The 17091-nt window shown below is 64.9% G+C and carries 16 protein-coding genes; 11 read left to right on the top strand and 5 right to left on the bottom strand.

What is annotated here, in order from left to right:
• Positions 1–23: 23 nt before the first annotated feature.
• The 6 genes from atpD (at position 24) to ACSU04_RS03960 (ending at position 7407) form a co-directional block, all read left to right on the top strand.
• Positions 24–1475 (top strand): F0F1 ATP synthase subunit beta, encoded by a 1452-nt coding sequence (gene atpD / locus ACSU04_RS03985; RefSeq protein WP_439288504.1) that lies wholly within the window; start codon positions 24–26, stop codon positions 1473–1475.
• A 2-nt stretch (positions 1476–1477) separates the two neighbouring features.
• On the top strand, positions 1478–1738 hold the full coding sequence (locus ACSU04_RS03980; RefSeq protein WP_439278533.1) for a F0F1 ATP synthase subunit epsilon: 261 nt from the start codon (positions 1478–1480) through the stop codon (positions 1736–1738).
• Between the two features lie 73 nt (positions 1739–1811).
• Positions 1812–2558, top strand: coding sequence for a YaaA family protein (locus ACSU04_RS03975; protein WP_439288503.1), 747 nt, complete (start codon positions 1812–1814; stop codon positions 2556–2558).
• 96 nt (positions 2559–2654) lie between these two features.
• Positions 2655–3464: a DUF5684 domain-containing protein gene (locus ACSU04_RS03970; protein WP_439288502.1), complete on the top strand. Its 810-nt coding sequence runs from the start codon at positions 2655–2657 to the stop codon at positions 3462–3464.
• Between the two features lie 219 nt (positions 3465–3683).
• Entirely contained in the window at positions 3684–4541 is an 858-nt protein-coding gene (locus tag ACSU04_RS03965) for a PP2C family protein-serine/threonine phosphatase (RefSeq protein WP_439278530.1), read from the top strand.
• Positions 4542–4599: 58 nt separating this feature from the next.
• On the top strand, positions 4600–7407 hold the full coding sequence (locus ACSU04_RS03960; RefSeq protein ID WP_439278529.1) for an FtsK/SpoIIIE domain-containing protein: 2808 nt from the start codon (positions 4600–4602) through the stop codon (positions 7405–7407).
• A 13-nt stretch (positions 7408–7420) separates the two neighbouring features.
• Here the strand turns inward: ACSU04_RS03960 and ACSU04_RS03955 are convergent, their stop codons facing one another.
• A complete protein-coding gene (locus tag ACSU04_RS03955; RefSeq protein WP_439278528.1) occupies positions 7421–8416 on the bottom strand; it encodes an asparaginase in 996 nt (331 codons plus the stop codon).
• A gap of 62 nt (positions 8417–8478) precedes the next feature.
• Here ACSU04_RS03955 and ACSU04_RS03950 point away from each other — a divergent pair, with 62 nt between their 5' ends.
• Positions 8479–8955 carry an OsmC family protein gene (locus tag ACSU04_RS03950; protein ID WP_439278527.1) on the top strand — a complete coding sequence of 159 codons (477 nt, stop codon included), beginning with the start codon at positions 8479–8481 and terminating at the stop codon, positions 8953–8955.
• Positions 8956–8957: 2 nt separating this feature from the next.
• On the opposite strand, the gene ACSU04_RS03945 is transcribed toward ACSU04_RS03950, so the two are convergent.
• Positions 8958–9779 carry a lysophospholipid acyltransferase family protein gene (locus tag ACSU04_RS03945; RefSeq protein ID WP_439278526.1) on the bottom strand — a complete coding sequence of 274 codons (822 nt, stop codon included), beginning with the start codon at positions 9777–9779 and terminating at the stop codon, positions 8958–8960.
• A 146-nt stretch (positions 9780–9925) separates the two neighbouring features.
• Between ACSU04_RS03945 and ACSU04_RS03940 the strand changes: the two genes are divergently transcribed.
• The gene (locus ACSU04_RS03940) at positions 9926–10876 is read left to right on the top strand and encodes an FKBP-type peptidyl-prolyl cis-trans isomerase (protein WP_439288501.1); all 951 of its coding nucleotides are present in this window, start codon (positions 9926–9928) and stop codon (positions 10874–10876) included.
• 29 nt (positions 10877–10905) lie between these two features.
• Complete coding sequence (gene dxr / locus ACSU04_RS03935) at positions 10906–11988, top strand: 1-deoxy-D-xylulose-5-phosphate reductoisomerase (protein ID WP_439288500.1); 1083 nt, start codon at positions 10906–10908, stop codon at positions 11986–11988.
• 49 nt (positions 11989–12037) lie between these two features.
• Here dxr and ACSU04_RS03930 read toward each other — a convergent pair whose 3' ends face one another.
• From ACSU04_RS03930 to ACSU04_RS03920, 3 genes are all read right to left on the bottom strand, one after another.
• Positions 12038–13654 carry a Mur ligase family protein gene (locus ACSU04_RS03930; RefSeq protein WP_439288499.1) on the bottom strand — a complete coding sequence of 539 codons (1617 nt, stop codon included), beginning with the start codon at positions 13652–13654 and terminating at the stop codon, positions 12038–12040.
• 94 nt (positions 13655–13748) lie between these two features.
• On the bottom strand, positions 13749–14453 hold the full coding sequence (locus tag ACSU04_RS03925; protein ID WP_439288498.1) for a YcnI family copper-binding membrane protein: 705 nt from the start codon (positions 14451–14453) through the stop codon (positions 13749–13751).
• Between the two features lie 76 nt (positions 14454–14529).
• A complete protein-coding gene (locus tag ACSU04_RS03920; protein ID WP_439288497.1) occupies positions 14530–15102 on the bottom strand; it encodes a hypothetical protein in 573 nt (190 codons plus the stop codon).
• 51 nt (positions 15103–15153) lie between these two features.
• On the opposite strand from ACSU04_RS03920, the gene ACSU04_RS03915 reads away from it, so the two are divergent.
• Both ACSU04_RS03915 and ACSU04_RS03910 read left to right on the top strand, forming a co-directional pair.
• The gene (locus ACSU04_RS03915) at positions 15154–16464 is read left to right on the top strand and encodes a M50 family metallopeptidase (RefSeq protein WP_439288496.1); all 1311 of its coding nucleotides are present in this window, start codon (positions 15154–15156) and stop codon (positions 16462–16464) included.
• Positions 16465–16601: 137 nt separating this feature from the next.
• The gene (locus ACSU04_RS03910; RefSeq protein ID WP_439288495.1) at positions 16602–17036 is read left to right on the top strand and encodes a hypothetical protein; all 435 of its coding nucleotides are present in this window, start codon (positions 16602–16604) and stop codon (positions 17034–17036) included.
• The last annotated feature ends 55 nt before the right edge of the window (positions 17037–17091 follow it).

Genomic DNA, 17091 nt, shown 5'->3' with positions numbered 1-17091 from the left:
ACCATCAAGAAAGAGACGAAGATATGACCCCCACCGCCACAGCTGAGGCTGGGACCGCGGTCGTCGGGCGCGTCGCACGCGTCACGGGCCCGGTCGTCGACATCGAGTTCCCGCACGACTCGATTCCTGACATCTACAACGCGCTGAAGACCACCATCGTCATCGGCGAGGAGTCGACCGAGATCACCCTCGAGGTTGCACAGCACCTCGGCGACGATCTGATCCGCGCTATCGCATTGAAGCCCACCGACGGCATCGTCCGCGGCCAGGAAGTGCGCGACACCGGTGAGCCGATCTCGGTTCCCGTCGGTGACGTCACAAAGGGCCGGGTCTTCAACGTGATCGGCGAGGTGCTCAACGCCGAGCCTGGCGAGCAGATCGAGATCACCGAGCGGTGGCCGATCCACCGTCAGGCTCCGCCCTTCGACCAGCTTGAGTCGAAGACGCAGATGTTCGAGACCGGCATCAAGTCGATCGACCTTCTCACCCCGTACGTGCTGGGTGGAAAGATTGGACTCTTCGGTGGTGCAGGTGTCGGTAAGACCGTCCTCATCCAGGAGATGATCCAGCGTGTCGCTCAGAACCACGGTGGTGTCTCCGTGTTCGCGGGTGTCGGCGAGCGTACCCGTGAGGGCAACGACCTGATCCACGAGATGGAAGAGGCCGGTGTCTTCGACAAGACCGCCCTCGTCTTCGGCCAGATGGATGAGCCGCCGGGAACGCGTCTGCGCGTCGCCCTCTCGGCTCTGACGATGGCGGAGTACTTCCGCGACGTGCAGAAGCAGGACGTGCTGTTGTTCATTGACAACATCTTCCGCTTCACGCAGGCCGGTTCCGAGGTATCCACGCTGCTGGGTCGTATGCCCTCCGCTGTGGGTTACCAGCCGAACCTCGCCGACGAGATGGGCCTCCTTCAGGAGCGCATCACCTCGACCCGTGGCCACTCGATCACCTCGCTGCAGGCGATCTACGTCCCCGCCGACGACTACACCGACCCGGCTCCGGCCACGACGTTCGCGCACCTTGACGCAACGACTGAGCTCAGCCGTGCGATCGCGTCGAAGGGCCTGTACCCGGCCATCGACCCGCTGACGTCGACCTCGCGCATCATGGACCCCCGCTACCTAGGCGAGGACCACTACCGCGTTGCGACCACGGTCAAGCAGATCCTCCAGAAGAACAAGGAGCTGCAGGAGATCATCGCCATCCTCGGTGTCGATGAGCTCTCTGAGGAAGACAAGATCGTCGTGTCGCGTGCACGTCGCATCGAGCAGTTCCTCTCGCAGAACACCTACATGGCGAAGAAGTTCACCGGTGTTGAGGGCTCGACGGTTCCGCTCAAGGAGACCATCGCGTCGTTCGACGCGATTGCCAAGGGCGAGTTCGACCACGTGGCTGAGCAGGCATTCTTCAACGTCGGCGGCATCGGCGACGTGGAAGAGAAGTGGGCTCAGATCCAGAAGGAAAACGGCTGATCATGGCGCTCAATGTCAGCCTCGTCTCTGCAGACGCGGAGATCTGGACGGGACAAGCGACTCTCGTCGTCGCCAAGACCGTCGAGGGTGAGATCGGCATCATGACCGGCCACGAGCCGATCCTGGCCATCCTCGCTGAGGGCCAGGTACGCATCACCCAGCTGGACGGCACCAAGGTGCTCGCCAACGCTCAGGATGGTTTCCTCTCCATGGAGGGAAACCAGCTGACGGTTGTCGCGGGTAACGCGGCGCTCATCGCCTGAAACAACTCATCGCGGACGCGTCCGCCCATCATCCTTGAGATGTTGGGCGGGCGCGTTCTCGCCTGTGGAGCTCATGAAGATCCTGCTTCCTCCCTCTGAGACCAAGCGCCCCGGTGGCAGTGCAAAGCCGCTCGCCTTCGAGGCTCTCGCGTTGCCAGAGTTGTCCGCACAGCGCGTTGCTGTCGCCGACGCGCTCATCGCGTTGGCACAGGATCCCGTCGAGGCGCGCCGCGTGCTCAAGCTGAGCGATCGACAACTCGGCGATATCGAGGACAACGCGACGTTGCGCTCCGCACCCACGATGCCGGCGATCGATCGTTATACCGGTGTGTTGTACGACGCGCTGGATGCTACGGCACTCGACGCCAAGGCGCGGCGCTGGCTCGGGCAGCACGTGTGGATTCACTCGGCGCCGTTCGGCCCGATCGGCGCGCTCGACCGCATCCCCGCATACCGGCTCGCCGCAGGAACCTCCCTGCCCGGTGTACCGCCATTGCGCCGGCACTGGGCGGATGCGACGTCCGCGGCGATGGCCCAAGAGGAAACGTCCTTCATCCTCGATTTGCGCAGCGAGGCGTATGTCGCACTCGGTCCGTTGCCGGCATCCCTTCCCTCCGCGTACGTGCGGGTAGTCACAGAGCACGGACGCGCCCTCAATCACTTCAACAAGAAGGCGAAGGGGGAGTTGGTTCGTGCGTTGTCTGAAGATCGCCCACGTGTGCGCGGGCTCAGCTCTTTGCAGGAGTGGGCGGCCACGAGAGGAATCATCATTCGTTCGGGGGAGCAGCTCGGAGTTATCGAGCTCGTCGTCGCATCCTGATCCGACACGGCGAGGCAGACGGGTGCGCTGGCCCAACAGGCACGCTAATGTGTGTCACGCGACGCGGAATGCGTCGCTCACTCCATGGAGGGGCTAATGGACTCTTACTACAACGACAGCGGCGCTGCGGCGGCCGTGCTGGTCGTGATGATGCTGTTCGGCTTTATTTTCGCCATCGCCGGATATGTGCTGACTTCGCTGTTCCTGATGAAGATCTTCGAAAAGGCCGGTGTTCAGGGCAAATGGCGCGCGTGGGTCCCGGTCTACAACGCGATGGTCTTCCTCAAGCTCGGTGACATGAGCCCCTGGCTGATTCTGTACGGTGTCGGTGCAACGATTCTGCTCGGCTGGGTTCCGGTCATCGGCCAGATCGTCGGCATCGCCGCCGGTGTGCTCATGGTCCTCGCCGCATACCGCGTGGGTCAGAAGCTGCAGAAGGAGGGCGCATGGGTCGTTCTCTACATCTTCCTGTCTGTCATCTGGCTCGGCATCAACGCCTTCGACAAGTCTCGATGGAACACGCAGATTCCTCCTGCCCCGTGGGCCGGTAACGCGTTCTTCGGCGACCGCACGGTCTGGGATGGCGTTCCGGTTCAGTCCTCAGCACAGGCCGCTCCCGGCTACGGAGCAGTGCCTCAGGGCTATGGCGGCGCACCGCAGGGCTACGCGCCGCCGCAGGGTTACCAGCCGCCAGCAGCTCCTGGCTACCAGCAGCCGGCAACCCCCGGATACCAGCCTCCGGCCGCACCGGCCACGCCTCCCGCAGCCCCGGCGGCTCCGGCAGTGCCTCCCGTGACACCGCCGCCGGCCGCGCCGGGGACGCCCCCGGCACCGCCCACCGCGCCGCCTGCCGCGCCGCCGGTTCCGCCCGCACCGCCGGCGGACCCGACTCAACCGCCTGCGTGATGGGTTGAGCTCTGCCAGCAGAGCTCAAGGTCGGCTGCAAGCCTGAACGAAGGACTCTCGATTTGATCGAGGGTCCTTCGTCGTTTTGCCGTCCATACTCCGATAACGTTGATGCATGGTCATGTCGCAGCGACTCAGCGCACACAGTGCACAGTTCCACTACGATGTCTGATTATCCTGCGGCTACCCGAATCGCCGCTTTCACCCCGGAGGCTTCTTTTGTCTGAGACGACTACGCACACTCAACGCGTTGTCGTCGCCGACGGTGATGAGGTCGTTCTGACGTGGGCGGGGATCACCGACACTGGCCGTCGCCGTGACAACAACCAGGACGCGTTTCTTGCCCAGTATCCGCTGTTCGTCGTCGCTGACGGTATGGGCGGCCATGCGGGCGGCGAGGTAGCCAGTCAGAGCACGATCGCTCAGTTGCAGGAAGTCGTCGACTCAGGTTCGGTGACGACCAGTGCGATCGAGCGTGCACTCGAACGGGCCGTCGCAGACATCGCGTCGCATCCGGAGACCACGGACGAGGGTACCGGAACGACGCTGACCGGCATCTTTCTCGAATCATCCGCAGACGAACCACGGTGGGTGTCGTTGAATATCGGTGACTCGCGGGTATACCTGCTGCGCGAAGAGCGCCTGGTGCAGGTCACGACGGATCATTCCGTGGTTCAGGAGCTGATCAGTTCTGGCAAACTCAGCCCAGAAGAGGCGGAGAGTCACCCTTACAGCAACGTCATCACCCGTGCTGTCGGCGCCAGCGAGCTCAACGCCCCTGACTACCTCGGCATCGAGGTTCTCGACGGCGACCGTTTCGTCATCTGCTCGGACGGGTTGACCAAAGAGCTCACCGATTACGGCATCCAGCACTTCTTGCGAGAGCAGTCGGATCCGGCAGCCGCAGTGGATGCGATGCTGGCGGCGGCACTGGAGAACGGCGGGCGTGACAACGTGACGCTGATCATCGTGAAAGTGACTCGTACCGGGACAGGAATTGTCACCGACGAGGTTGTCACATCGGTGATCCCGACCGTCGATGACTCTTCCTCCACAGCGGAGCAGTCCGCCGAATAGTCCGGCAGGGCTGTGCACAACGGCATCCGTCGATATCGGATGCCGTGCAATAGGGGGTATGGACCTCGAACCGCTGACGCTTCCTGCTGGAGCCGCAGCACCCCGCAAACAGCCGGTGCCCGTGCTCGCAGCCGTCGTGCCGATCGCTGCGGGTGTTGTGCTGTGGCTGGTCACAGGATCGATCTTCTCGTTGTGCTTCGCCGCTCTCGGTCCGTTGATGATCGGCGCCTCTCTGCTGGACGGCCTGCGAACTAAACGTCGCGATCGGCGAACAGCCGCAGAGGATGAGACTGCCGGGTGGCGACGTGCCGAGCAGGAGCTGCGGCGGCGGCACCAGCGGGAGCGCCGAGAGCTGCGACGCGTGCATCCGGATGCGGCGGCGAGCATACAAGATCCGCCGCTTCGCGACCTCCAGTCGGTCGACGACACCACACCATTGGTCATCGGTGCAGGGTCGCAGCGCAGTGCGTTGCGGGTCACGGGAGATGAGAGCGAACGGGCTCGAACTTTCCGAGAACGCGCGGCCAACGTCACCGACGTTCCTATCGTCGTGGCGATGCGGCGCGGTGTCTGCTTCCGAGGCCCGACACCGATAGCGTCGGCCGCCGCGCGAGCTCTCATCGTTCAGCTTTGCCTGCGGCATGCTCCGGCGCAGCTCGCGTTGGTGGGCAACGGCCTGGAGCCACTGGGGCTCAATGGATTTCCCCATGCCGGGCGGCCTCGTCGTGGTGCGTGGCGACTCGCCGTGGTTCTGGGAGAGGGTGATGACGCGGATGCCTCGGCTCAGGTGCGGGTATGCGGCGTTGGAGGCGATGTGCCAGAGGGGGTGACAACGGTTGTGGATTGCACCGGCCCCGCGCATGCGCGCCTTCGAACCGGCGCCGGCGTCGAGGAGATCGCGATGGAGTGTCTCTCTCGGGCGCAGGCCGTGGCCATCGCGTCCAGCAGCGTCGAACGAGAAGGTGATGTCGCGCAGTTGCCAGACAGCGTCGCCCTGGCAGATCTGATGATGACGTCAGTTGATGACGCGCAGGGGCTTCGCGCCGCGATTGGACGCACGGAGAGCGCGGACGTCATCCTCGATCTCGTCGAGGACGGCCCACACGCCATCGTGACCGGGATGACGGGGTCAGGCAAGAGCGAACTTCTTGTCACGTGGATCGCGGCGATGGCCAGATCGCACGGTCCAGAAGAAGTGGCATTCGTGCTCGCTGACTTCAAAGGCGGGACGGCTTTCGATCCATTGCGGGCGCTGCCGCATGTGGCCGCGGTGATGACCGATCTCGATGAAGAAGGCGCCAGGCGCGGTGTGCAGAGTCTCACGGCCGAGCTGCGACGCCGAGAGGCGGTTCTTGCAGAGCTGGGTGCGCGCAACATCGCTGAAGCACACGGGCAGTTGCCACGCCTGGTGATCGTGGTCGACGAGTTCGCTGCACTCTTGCAGGAGCATCCCGATCTGGGGGCGGTGTTCACTGACATCGCGGCTCGAGGGCGAGCGCTGGGCATGCACTTGATCCTCGGCACGCAGCGTGCGGCAGGTGTAATCCGTGACGCTCTGGCTGCGAACTGTCCGCTGCGAGTGAGCCTGCGCGTGACAGAGGCGGCTGACAGTCGCCTCGTCATCGGATCAGATCACGCGGCTGAGCTTCCGGGCGGATCCGGCTCACGCGGACTCGCGTTCGTGCGTCGCCCGCAAGACTCGGAGGCTGTAGCCGTCCGCATCGCGCTGGCGGGGGCCGCAGATCTACGCGGAGCCGCAGCGCGGTGGGAGAGCGCAGCGGAACCCGCGAGTCCGTGGCTGCCGTCGCTTCCTGCGCAGCTCACCCTGGACGAGCTGCGTAACGGGACTGTCCCTGACGGCTCGCTGTTCCTCGGGCTCGTGGACGAACCAGAGCGACAACGCCAAACGCCGAGAATGCTGCGTCCTGGTATTGACCGTGGCATCGCGGTGATCGGTGGCAGCGGATCAGGCAGGTCAAGCGTGTTGCGGGCGCTGGCCGCGCAGAGTGACCGGTACGTCCTGATTCCTGCTGATCCTGAGCGTGCGTGGGATGCTGTCGCGGAGCTTGCCGAAGGAGGCCAGGGGAGCGCGGATCTTGTTCTGTGCGATGATCTCGACCAGCTGACGGCATCGTTCCCTGTCGAGCACGCGCAGGTGTTCATCGATCGCTTCGAGAAGCTGGTGCGCTCTGCTGCCGTGCGTGGATGCACAGTCGTGGTCACCACCGGGCGCGCGTCCGGGCAGAACGCTCGCGTCGTAGACGCCCTGCCGACGCGGATGTTCCTGAGGATGGGCACCAAGATGGAGCACCTCGCAGCAGGCGGCGACAACGACGGCTACCGCCGCGACCGACCGGCGGGGCGTGCGCGCATCGACGAACTTGAACTGCAGATCGCGTGGAGCCCGGATGCGGCGACCGCTCTCTCAACGGATGCGAGTGACACCGCCACTCGCACGTGGACGCCGGCCGCCGCGCTCGTCGGGGTCATCGCGCCCGGGGTGCGTCGTGTCGTCGAGTGCCTGCGCGGGGCGTTCCCAGAATACGTAGTGGTGCCGGTGAGCGATCGTAGTCCGGACCCAGCCGCGTTGCCGCAGCAAGGGTCGGCAGTTTCGTTGTCATCACGCCCGGTGCCGACGATCCTGGTCGGCGATGCCGAGAGCTGGCAGCGGCAGTTCGCTCAGTGGCAACGCATCCGGGTCGAAGGAGAGATGCTGATCCTCGCCGAGTGCCAGAGCGAGCTCCGGTCCCTGGCTGGATGGCGCGAGCTGCCACCCTATGCCGAGACGCATATGGGACGAGCCTGGGCTCTCCACGACGGTGCGTCACCACAACGTGTGATCGTTCCAGGGCTGAACGGACGGTGAGGGTGTCAGCCCCTCAGATTCCGGCGCCGGGACGGATCATCCCGACGTCGATCCCTCCGCCGAGGACAGTGAGGGGAAGAGCTGTGGCGAGCACGGCGACATCCGCCTCGCTGAGCGCCCCGGTACGAGCGAGTAGCGTAGCCGCCACGATCGTTGACGCCCGCGACGAACCATCGAGCATCTTCAACGCGACAGTGGCGCCGTTCGGGGCAACCATGACCATGATTCCCTCGGCGCCACCCTTGGCGAACACTCCGAGAGTCTCAATCGCGACCGTGTCCGGTTTGCCTGGGCCTTCGATGGTCCACGGGTTCTCCTTGACGGCGCGGACGAGAGTGCCGGCAACGCGGTGCAGTGCGAACGGCGAACGCTCGGAGGCCGTGCCGATGCGGTGGATGCCACGGGCGAGACCTGAAAGCGTCATGGCGTGCACGGGGGCACCGCAACCGTCCACAGAGGTGTGGGCGATCTTCTCGCCGGTCAGTCGCTCGACAACTTCGCGGATGTGCAGCTGTAGCGGGTGTGAGAGGTCGAGATATCCTTCGACCGGCCAGCCGGTTGCTACGCAGGCGCGCAGCATCGCTGCATGCTTACCGGAGCAGTTCATACGAATACGCGTTTGCTGGCCGTGCTCGCGGACGAGTTCGTCACGGCTGGCGCTGTCACTAGGCCATGCCGATGGGCACGCCAGGTCGTCTTCGGTGAGGCCACCTGCCATGAGCACCTCACGCACGACATCGGCATGCCGATCGGTGCCGACGTGGCTTGCCGTCGCGAGGGCGAGCTGCTCACCGGCCAGATCTGCACCGGCCGTGATGCACGCAACGGCCTGCAGCGGCTTCAGGCTGGAGCGGGGGAGGATCAGCGCGTCGGTGTTCCCCAGCTTTCGGAGAACCTCTCCGTCAGGAGAGAGCACGATCGCCGCCCCCGAGTGGCGGGATTCAATGAGCCCGCTTCGTTCGACGACGGCAAGTTCGACAGCATCCGCGACAGTGAGAGTCTCCAGCACCTCACAAGCCTAGCCCCGTCGGCTTTCGCCATGATGGTGGCGCACCGTGCCAGACTGACGCCATGAAGCTCGGCGAACATCATTACGCACTCACGGCGACGTGGGACGGCAATCGAGGCAGTGGCACCAGCGGGTACAGAGACTACTCCCGAGACGTCACGATCGCGGTCGAGGGCAAGCCGCAGCTGCTGGCATCGGCAGACAGACCATTTCGAGGTGATCCGCAGCGCTGGAATCCTGAGGACCTGCTGCTGGCCGCGCTGTCGGAGTGTCACCTGCTGTCCTACCTGCACGCGTGCGTGACTGCCGGTGTCGTCGTGGTCGCCTACCGCGACAGTGCGAGCGGTGTGATGACCGAGGACGGCAATAGCGGAGGCGCGTTCACCGACGTCCTGCTCCGGCCGCAGGTTGTCGTGGCCGACGCATCGATGATTGACGCAGCTCAGCGTGCGCACGATGACGCACACCGTATGTGCTTCATTGCGAACTCGGTGAACTTCCCGGTACGCCACGAAGCGACCATCACAGCGGTGGCGTAGGGTCAGCGCCGTTCGTGGGGCAGAGCCTGTTTGATCTTCTCGAGCGCGCCCTGCGCAGGCGGCTCGTTGTAGACGCCGGCGAGTTCCTGACCGCTGAGCGCGTGGATCGCCGTCATGATCTGATCGGTGGCGAGGCGGCGCGCTTTGCCGCTTGTGGAGGGGCCGTGCACTGACACATCGATCGGATCACCGAATCGGACGGTGATCCGCTTCGTCATCGACGGCATCTTGGCGTCCCTCGGCATCACCGTGTCGGTGTCGATGAGGCCGACCGGAACCACCGGTGCGCCTGTCTGCAGAGCGAGGAAGGCGACGCCGGTGCGCCCCTTGTAAAGCCGTCCGTCTGAGGAGCGGGTGCCCTCCGGGTAGAGCGCGACGGCCAGCCCCTCATCAAGCAGCTGCCGCTGCTGGTCCAGCGCGTTGAGCGCCGCTTGACCCGCACCACGGCGAACGGGGATCGCGCCGATCGATTGGAAGAACTTGCGCATCATCGTGCCGCGGAACCCGGTTCCTTCGAAGTACGTCGATTTTGCCAGGAAATGCACCGGGCGGGGTGCGGCGACGGGAATCGCGATCGAGTCGATGAAAGACAGATGGTTGCTTGCAAAGATCACGGGCCCGGTTGCGGGAACTTTGCTGCGGCCCTCGACACGCGGCCGGTAGATGACGCGAGCGACGGCGCGACCGGAAGCATAGATCGCCCCCGCATGGCGCGGTGTCGCGGACTTCTCTGCGTCGGTTTCCGCTACGTCAGTCCCCTTTGCTTCCGGTTCCGGGGTCGTCTCAGGGGTCGACTCGGGATTTCCGGACTGCTCAGAGGTCATCAGATCAGGCTACTCCGCGATTCATGCCTTCAGTGGCATGCGCCAGAGGCACAGTTATTCATGCCGAACAGAGGTGCTTCTCAGCCGAGGCAAAGGCGAATGGGAGAGTATTGGGCCGTCCCTCCCTACGATCTTGAGGTCTCACTGTGCGCAATCGTTCGCTAATCGCTCTTTCTGCTATCGTCGCCGCAACCCTGCTTCTGGCCGGGTGTGCTGGCACCAAGGGCGAGACGGGTGAGGATGTCGAGCCCACGGCGAGTGATCTCTGCTCGGCCACGGTCGAGTCGGGTGCAGCGGCCGAGGGAGTCAGCATCGATGGCGATTTCGGCACTGCGTCGACCGCGACCTTCGAGCTCGGACAAAAGGTTGACGAAGCGCAGCGCACAGTGCTCAGCGACGGCGACGGCGCCAAGATCTCCGAAGGCGACTACGTCAGCTACGCACTCAGTGCCTTTGACGGCGAGACCGGTGATCGCATTGGCGACGCCGGATACGTCGGTGGCGAACTCCTCCCCGTTGCCTTGACGGCGGATGCTCCGTTGGGTCAGCTCATCGGCTGCGCGAGCGTCGGCTCGCGCCTGTCGATCGTGTTCCCCACGACGGAGCAGGCTGCCGCACAGTTCTACATCCTCGATGTTCTCGACATTGTCTCCGCGGCCTGGGGCGAGGAACAGGCTCCCGTCGAAGGCATGCCGATCGTCACCCTCGATGAGGATGGCGCACCCACGGTCGAGATCCCGGATGCTGCTGCCCCCACAGAGCTGCAGATCTCCGTGCTCAAGGAGGGCGACGGTGTTGCTGTTGAAGACGGCGACACCACTCTGCTCCAGTACCACGGCGTGGGCTGGGACAGCGGTGAGGTCTTCGACTCTTCTTGGGCGAATGGCGCGCCGATCTCAAGCGAGGGCAACGGCTACGTTCCTGGCTTCGTCCAGGCACTCGCAGGGCAGAAGGTCGGCTCGCAGGTGCTCGTCGTCATCCCGCCGGCACTCGCGTACGGCGAGGGCGAAGTCAACGACGCTGATCTGAAGGGCCAGACTCTCGTCTTCGTGATCGACATCCTCGCGACCATGCACCCGGTGGCTGCCGCCGAGTGAAGTTGCGCGTCGGGGCATAGGCTGGCGGCATGCGTCGCATCATTGTTCTCGGCTCCACCGGCTCTATCGGCACCCAGGCGCTTGACGTCATCCGATCCAATCCCCGTCGCTTCGAGCTGGTGGGACTGGCTGCCGGCAGCAACTCAGAGCTTCTGAATCAGCAGGCAGAGCAGTTTCAGGTCGATGACACGGCGCTCGGGGCTGAGCAGGCAGAGCAGCTCGTTCGCGATGTGGAAGCGGATGTCGTCCTCAACGCGATCACCGGATCGATCGGGCTCGGCTCGACACTGGCAGCGTTGAAGGCAGGGCGCACGCTCGCCCTCGCGAACAAGGAGTCGCTGATCGTCGGCGGCGCGCTCGTCACGGCGGCCGCAGCCGAAGGACAGATCGTGCCCGTCGACTCCGAGCACTCGGCGCTGGCGCAGGCGCTGCGCTCCGGAACACACGATGAGATCCGTCGACTTGTGGTCACCGCATCCGGTGGACCGTTTCGCGGACGCACTCGCGAGCAGATGGTCTCCGTCACGCCGGCCGAGGCGCTCGCGCATCCCACCTGGAACATGGGTCGTGTCGTCACGACGAACTCTGCGACGCTCGTCAACAAGGGGCTGGAGGTCATCGAGGCGCACCTGCTGTTCGACGTCGACTATGACGACATCCAGGTCGTGGTGCACCCGCAGTCGATTGTGCACTCGATGGTCGAGTTCATCGATGGCTCGACGATCGCGCAGGCATCGCCACCCGACATGCGGCTGCCGATCTCGCTCGCGATGGACTGGCCGCACCGTATCGGCGGTGTCGGACGGCCGTTGGATTGGACGCAGGCGAGCAGCTGGGACTTCGAACCGCTTGACGACGAGGCATTCCCCGCCGTTGCGTTGGCGAAGAGCGTCGGCCGCGCTGGTCGCACGTTCCCCGCAGTGTTCAACGCAGCCAACGAGCAAGCTGTAGACGCGTTCCACAAGGGCCGGCTGCCGTTCGTGGGCATCGTCGACACGATCGCGCGCGTCGTAGATGCGCACGATTCACCGGACCAGCTGACCGTCGAGTCCCTTGCCGAGGCTGAGGCCTGGGCCAGGGCAACGGCAGATCAACTGATCGCCAAGGCCTGAGGTCACACCAGATCGTCGCGCGACGAGCATCGCTGCGAAACAGCTCCGCTCAGTCGGGGTAGGGCACCGGCCAGTGCGGCTCTGGTACCGGCCACCCGGCATCTCGGAGCGCGCGCCGTGCAAGCTCGCGGGCTGAGTATGGCGTGCGGACGCCGCGAATGTCGCGGTAATCCTGGTGTCCTGGGCCTGCCCAGAGAATTGCGTCTCCTTCGCCGACCAGACCGACTGCGGCAATGATCGCCTTCTCCGGTGGAGAGAACTCGTGTATCTCCGCATCCGGCTGCGCCAGACGAGCGCCCTCGATCAGGGTCGCACGGATGGATTCGGGATTTTCGAAACGAGGATGGTGATCGGTCACGACGAGGATGTCGCTGCCTTCGACCGCCGTGCGGCCCATGTCGTGGCGCTTGGTCGCGTCACGGTCGCCATCGGCGCCGAACAGCATCACGGTGCGACCGGGGGTCACGCGGCGGATAGCGGCGAGTGTCTTCTCGAAGGCATCGGGGGAGTGTCCGAAGTCGACGAACACTGCCGGGCCTGTTTCACCTGAGACGAGCTCGGTGCGTCCGGGCAAGTACGCGTTGATGTGGCCGTCGCGCTCGAGAGCCGCGGTGATGCGCTCCCAGGAGTAGCCGCCCTCCAGCAGCATCACGATCGCGAGGGCTGCGTTGGCCGCCATGTGCGGGCCGATGACAGGAACGACAGTGGTGAGCGTGCGGCCAGCGGGTCCGGCCATCGTGAAGCGGGTTCCGCGCTGGCGCTCCTCATCGATCGTGACGACCCAGTCGGCTCGTGCCGCGCTGTCAGCGTCGGCTGCGATCGCAGGCGTGCCGACGGTGACCACGGGGATCTCTGAGGCAGCCACCACATCAACGCCGGATGCTGAGTCGAGGCAGATGACCGCGCGACGTGCGCGGTCGGGTGTGAATAAAGGCAGCTTCGCCTCAAAGTACTCCTGCATATCGACGTAGTCGTCGAGGTGGTCGTGGCTGAGATTAGTAAACCCTGCGACATCGAAAACGATGCCGTCCACGCGCTTGCGAGACAACGCCTGCGCACTGACCTCAACGGCCACAGCCTCGACGTCACGCTCACGCATCAGCGCGAGAAGCGCATGCATCTCGGATGCCTCCGGCGTGGTGAGCCGGGAAACAATGACCTCGCCGGCGATATGGCGCTCTGCCGTGGACGACAGGCCGGTGACGACGTCAAGCTGGCCGAGGATGCCTTCGAGCAGATGCGAGACGCTCGTCTTGCCGTTCGTTCCGGTGGTGGCGAACAGCAATGGCAAGCTGTCATCGGCGCCGGTGCCGTAAACCCAGGCGCTGAGCGAGCCGAGGATTCCCCGGGGGTCATCGACGATGACGATCGGCACCCCGGCGTCGGCGGCGATCTCAGCGCCGGCATGATCGGTGATGATCGCGACTGCGCCCTTCGCCACTGCGGCGACGGCGAATTCGGCACCGTGTTTGTTGATTCCTTGGATGGCGACGAACGCTTCGCCGGCACGCAGGTCGGCGGTGGCGAGTGTGATTCCGGTCAGGAAGACGCCGGCGAGGTCACCGCGGGTGGCAGTGGCAAAGCGCTCGGCGAGATCCGTCAGCGACCGCTGTGGCGGAGCGTCGGGACGGAGCACGGGAGGAAGGCTGGGCTGAGTGGTCGACATAGCACTTCAATGTTCTCACGAGCCGCTGACAGGGACGTGCTCGAACACGTGTCGGGCGCGCCCCTGCCAGATTGCTCAGTAGGCCCCTGAGGGGTTAGGCCGAGCGGCGGTACGCGAGCACCGCGACGATCAGCGCGGCAATGCCGGCGAGCAGCCCTCCAGCACCAAGGATCGTCCCGAGCGGGGCAGCGGCGGAATCTCCCACCTCTGCGGCTTCGTTATTCTGACCGCTGCCGTGCTCACCGTGCGTAGCATCCGATGCGGTCTGATCGGCGGTCGTGACGGTCACGACGGGTGCCGGCGCATCGAGCTCGTGCGGATCAGCGCCATCCTCGGCGATCTCCACCCATTCGGCAACTCCCACCTCGCACTGCTGCTCCACGGGAAAGGCGAGAGCGGCTGGCGCGGCCTCTCCGAGGCGGATGGCCATGCTCGCGGCGCCTCGTAGATCGCTGGGGATCGGAGTGAGAGCGGTGTAGATGACCGCCGAGACGAGGCCGTTGTCGGCGCGTTCGACGGCGATGTCCCAGTTCGCGTCGACGGTGGGTGAGACGGATGCCAGTCCCTCCGGCATCGTGATGCGCAGTGCAGTGGTGGGGGAGTTCTCACAACCGTGCGTGAACGAGAAGGTGATCACGGCGGAGCCGTCGGCCTGAACGGTATCGGGGCTGACTCCGACGTGTGCCTGTGCTGCCGCGGGTGCAATCAGGACGAGGCCTGCTGCAAGAGCAGCGATGGTGGCGCCGCGGCGGGTGTATCGGAATTTTGATGTTCGGGAAGTGGGTGTCTTTGAGGACATGGGTGTTCTCCAGTGTGTGTGCGGGCGCACCGATGGCACGCGAAACCGCGAGAGGGTGTGTTGACGTGTGCGGCGCTCAGCCGCAGGAGAACACTGGAGGACCGCGTCGGGAGACGTCGCTTGTACGGGTCGCCGCGACGAAGGCGGGTGCCGTTTCCGGGCAGGATGCGGGAACCGGCCAGTCGCTGTGCAGGCGCGGTAGACGCACGCGCAGCGCAGCGCGGACCCAGTGTGCGATGCCGCGGAGTATCCGTTCGCCGCGCCACAGCAGGGCGATCGTCACGGCGGCAGCGAGGAGGTGGGCGCCGAGCATTCCGGCATCCGGTGCCACCGTCGACGTCAGCGGGCCCAACGCCATGACGTGCTGGTGTCCGGTGGCGATGCCTGGGGTGGTGAGCGTGGCACCCAGCGCGACGAACAGCACATGGAAGATGGTCTGCGCGAGCAGCACGGTGACGCTCAACTTGCCAGCGCTCAGGGTGCGGCCCACCAGCAGGGCAGCGACAGGCGTGAGAAAGACGCTCAAGGCGAGCACCAGCAGAGGATGCGGGGGTGCGCCGCCGCCGGTCGTGTGCGAGACGGCGGCAATGATCGTGGCGACCGACGAGGCGGTGGCTCCACGCAGGAGTCGCAGCTGCCGAGAAGTCACGGCTCTAGCTTATGCGGCGGATTCTTAGTTCGTGGGCAGTAGCGTGGGCACGTGGAGATCCTGTTGTATGTCGCCGGCATCCTGTTCATGCTGGTGGGCCTCGGTCTGTCGATCGGGCTGCACGAGATCGGTCATCTCGTGCCGGCGAAGCTGTTCGGCGTGCGTGTAGGGCAATACATGATTGGCTTCGGCCCGCGGCTGTGGTCAAAGCGGATCGGGGAGACCGAGTACGGATTCAAGGTGCTACCCGTCGGTGGTTTCATCTCGATGTCGGGGATGTATCCGGCATCCGAGGGTAAGCAGGTGCGCGGGCTGTTCCGGACGCTTGTACAGGATGCTCGCTCCGCGAACGACGAGACCATCGCTGAGGGTGCGGAGAGCCGTGTCTTCTACCGGCTGCCGGTGTGGAAGCGCATCATCGTCATGCTCGGCGGTCCGCTGATGAACCTGCTCCTCGCCATCATCATCTTCACCGTGTTGGCGTCAGGAATCGGCCTTCAGCAGGGCACAACGACGATCGCGTCCGTCACCGAATGTGTGCTCCCGGCCGGTACGACGCAGAGCGAGTGCGAGCCGTCGGATCCAGCATCCCCGGCCGCTGAGGCGGGCATCCTTCCTGGCGATGTGCTGGTGTCGATCGATGGGATGCCGGTATCGAACTTCGCAGAGACAACCGCGATTGTGCAGGCCGCTCCGGGCGAAACGCTCGACATGGTCGTGTCACGCGAGGGTGATGAAGTTGCACTAACCATCACTCCGATTGCCGCCGAGCGTTCACTTACGGATGCGTCGGGTCAACCGGTACTTGACGGGGATGGGGCGCAGGTTGTCGCCGAGGTCGGTTACGTCGGTATGGGCGCCCAGATGGGCTTCGTCCCGCAGCCGATCGGCACCGGCGTCGAGATGGCGGGTGAGAACACCGCACGGGTGGCGAATCTCATCGTGCAGTTGCCGGTGAAGCTCTGGGATGTCGGTGTATCGCTGGTGACCGGGACTGAGCGCGATCCGAACGGCCCGCTCAGCGTGGTCGGCGTGGGCCGGCTCGCCGGTGAGGTCGCGGCGACGGATGCTCCGGTGCTGAACCGGTTCGTTGTGCTGCTGAGTCTGCTGGGTTCGCTGAACATCGCGCTGTTCGTCTTCAACCTCATTCCATTGCTTCCGCTGGACGGCGGTCATATCGCGGTGGCGCTGTGGGATGGCATCCGCCGGGCCTGGGCGAAGCTCTTCCGACGCCCGCCGCCGGCGCCCGTCGATGCGACGCGTCTCGTTCCGCTGACCGTGGTCGTCGCCGTCGTGCTGATAGCCATGGGGGCCTTGCTGATGATCGCCGACGTCGTGAACCCGGTGAACCTGTTCCAGTAGTGGTGTGGTCGTGGCGGGACGCCGTGATGGGATGCCGTGACGGGATCGATCAGGAATCGAGAAGTGCGCCAGGACAGTGAGTCGTATCGTGGTCGTACGCGCGGAAATGGCCGCCGCACATCGATAAGGAGCACGACATGACTGAGAAGATCGCTGGACTGTCCAAGGATGAGCGCGACGCCGTTAAGCAGCGTGCCGCAGAACTTCGTGCGCAGGAAAAGGCCGGGAAGTCTCGTGCCGCCGGGGAGAAGGCGGTACGCGAGGCAATCGCGGCGATGCCGGATGATGATCGAGTCCTCGCCGAGGGGATCGACCGGATCGTCTCCGAGGTCGCCCCGCAACTCGTCCCGAAGACTTGGTATGGGTTTCCGTCCTACGCTGACGAGGACGGGAAGGTCGTCGTGTTCTTCAAGGCCGCCTCGAAGTTCACCACTCGCTATGCGACCCTCGGGTTCGAAGAGTCGGCACAGCTGGATGACGGCGATCTCTGGGTGACGTCGTTCGCCGTGATTGCGTTGACACCCACGACGGAGAAGGCGATCGCAGAGCACATTCGCAAGGCCGCTGGCTAAGCCGTCCGGCTGGGCTGAACCTCGCGACTGTGGCGGGCCACTGTTTCTCCACAGA

The organism is Microbacterium sp. A84 (assembly GCF_051842815.1).
GTDB lineage: Bacteria > Actinomycetota > Actinomycetes > Actinomycetales > Microbacteriaceae > Microbacterium.
This window is presented reverse-complemented; position numbering and strand designations above follow the sequence as displayed.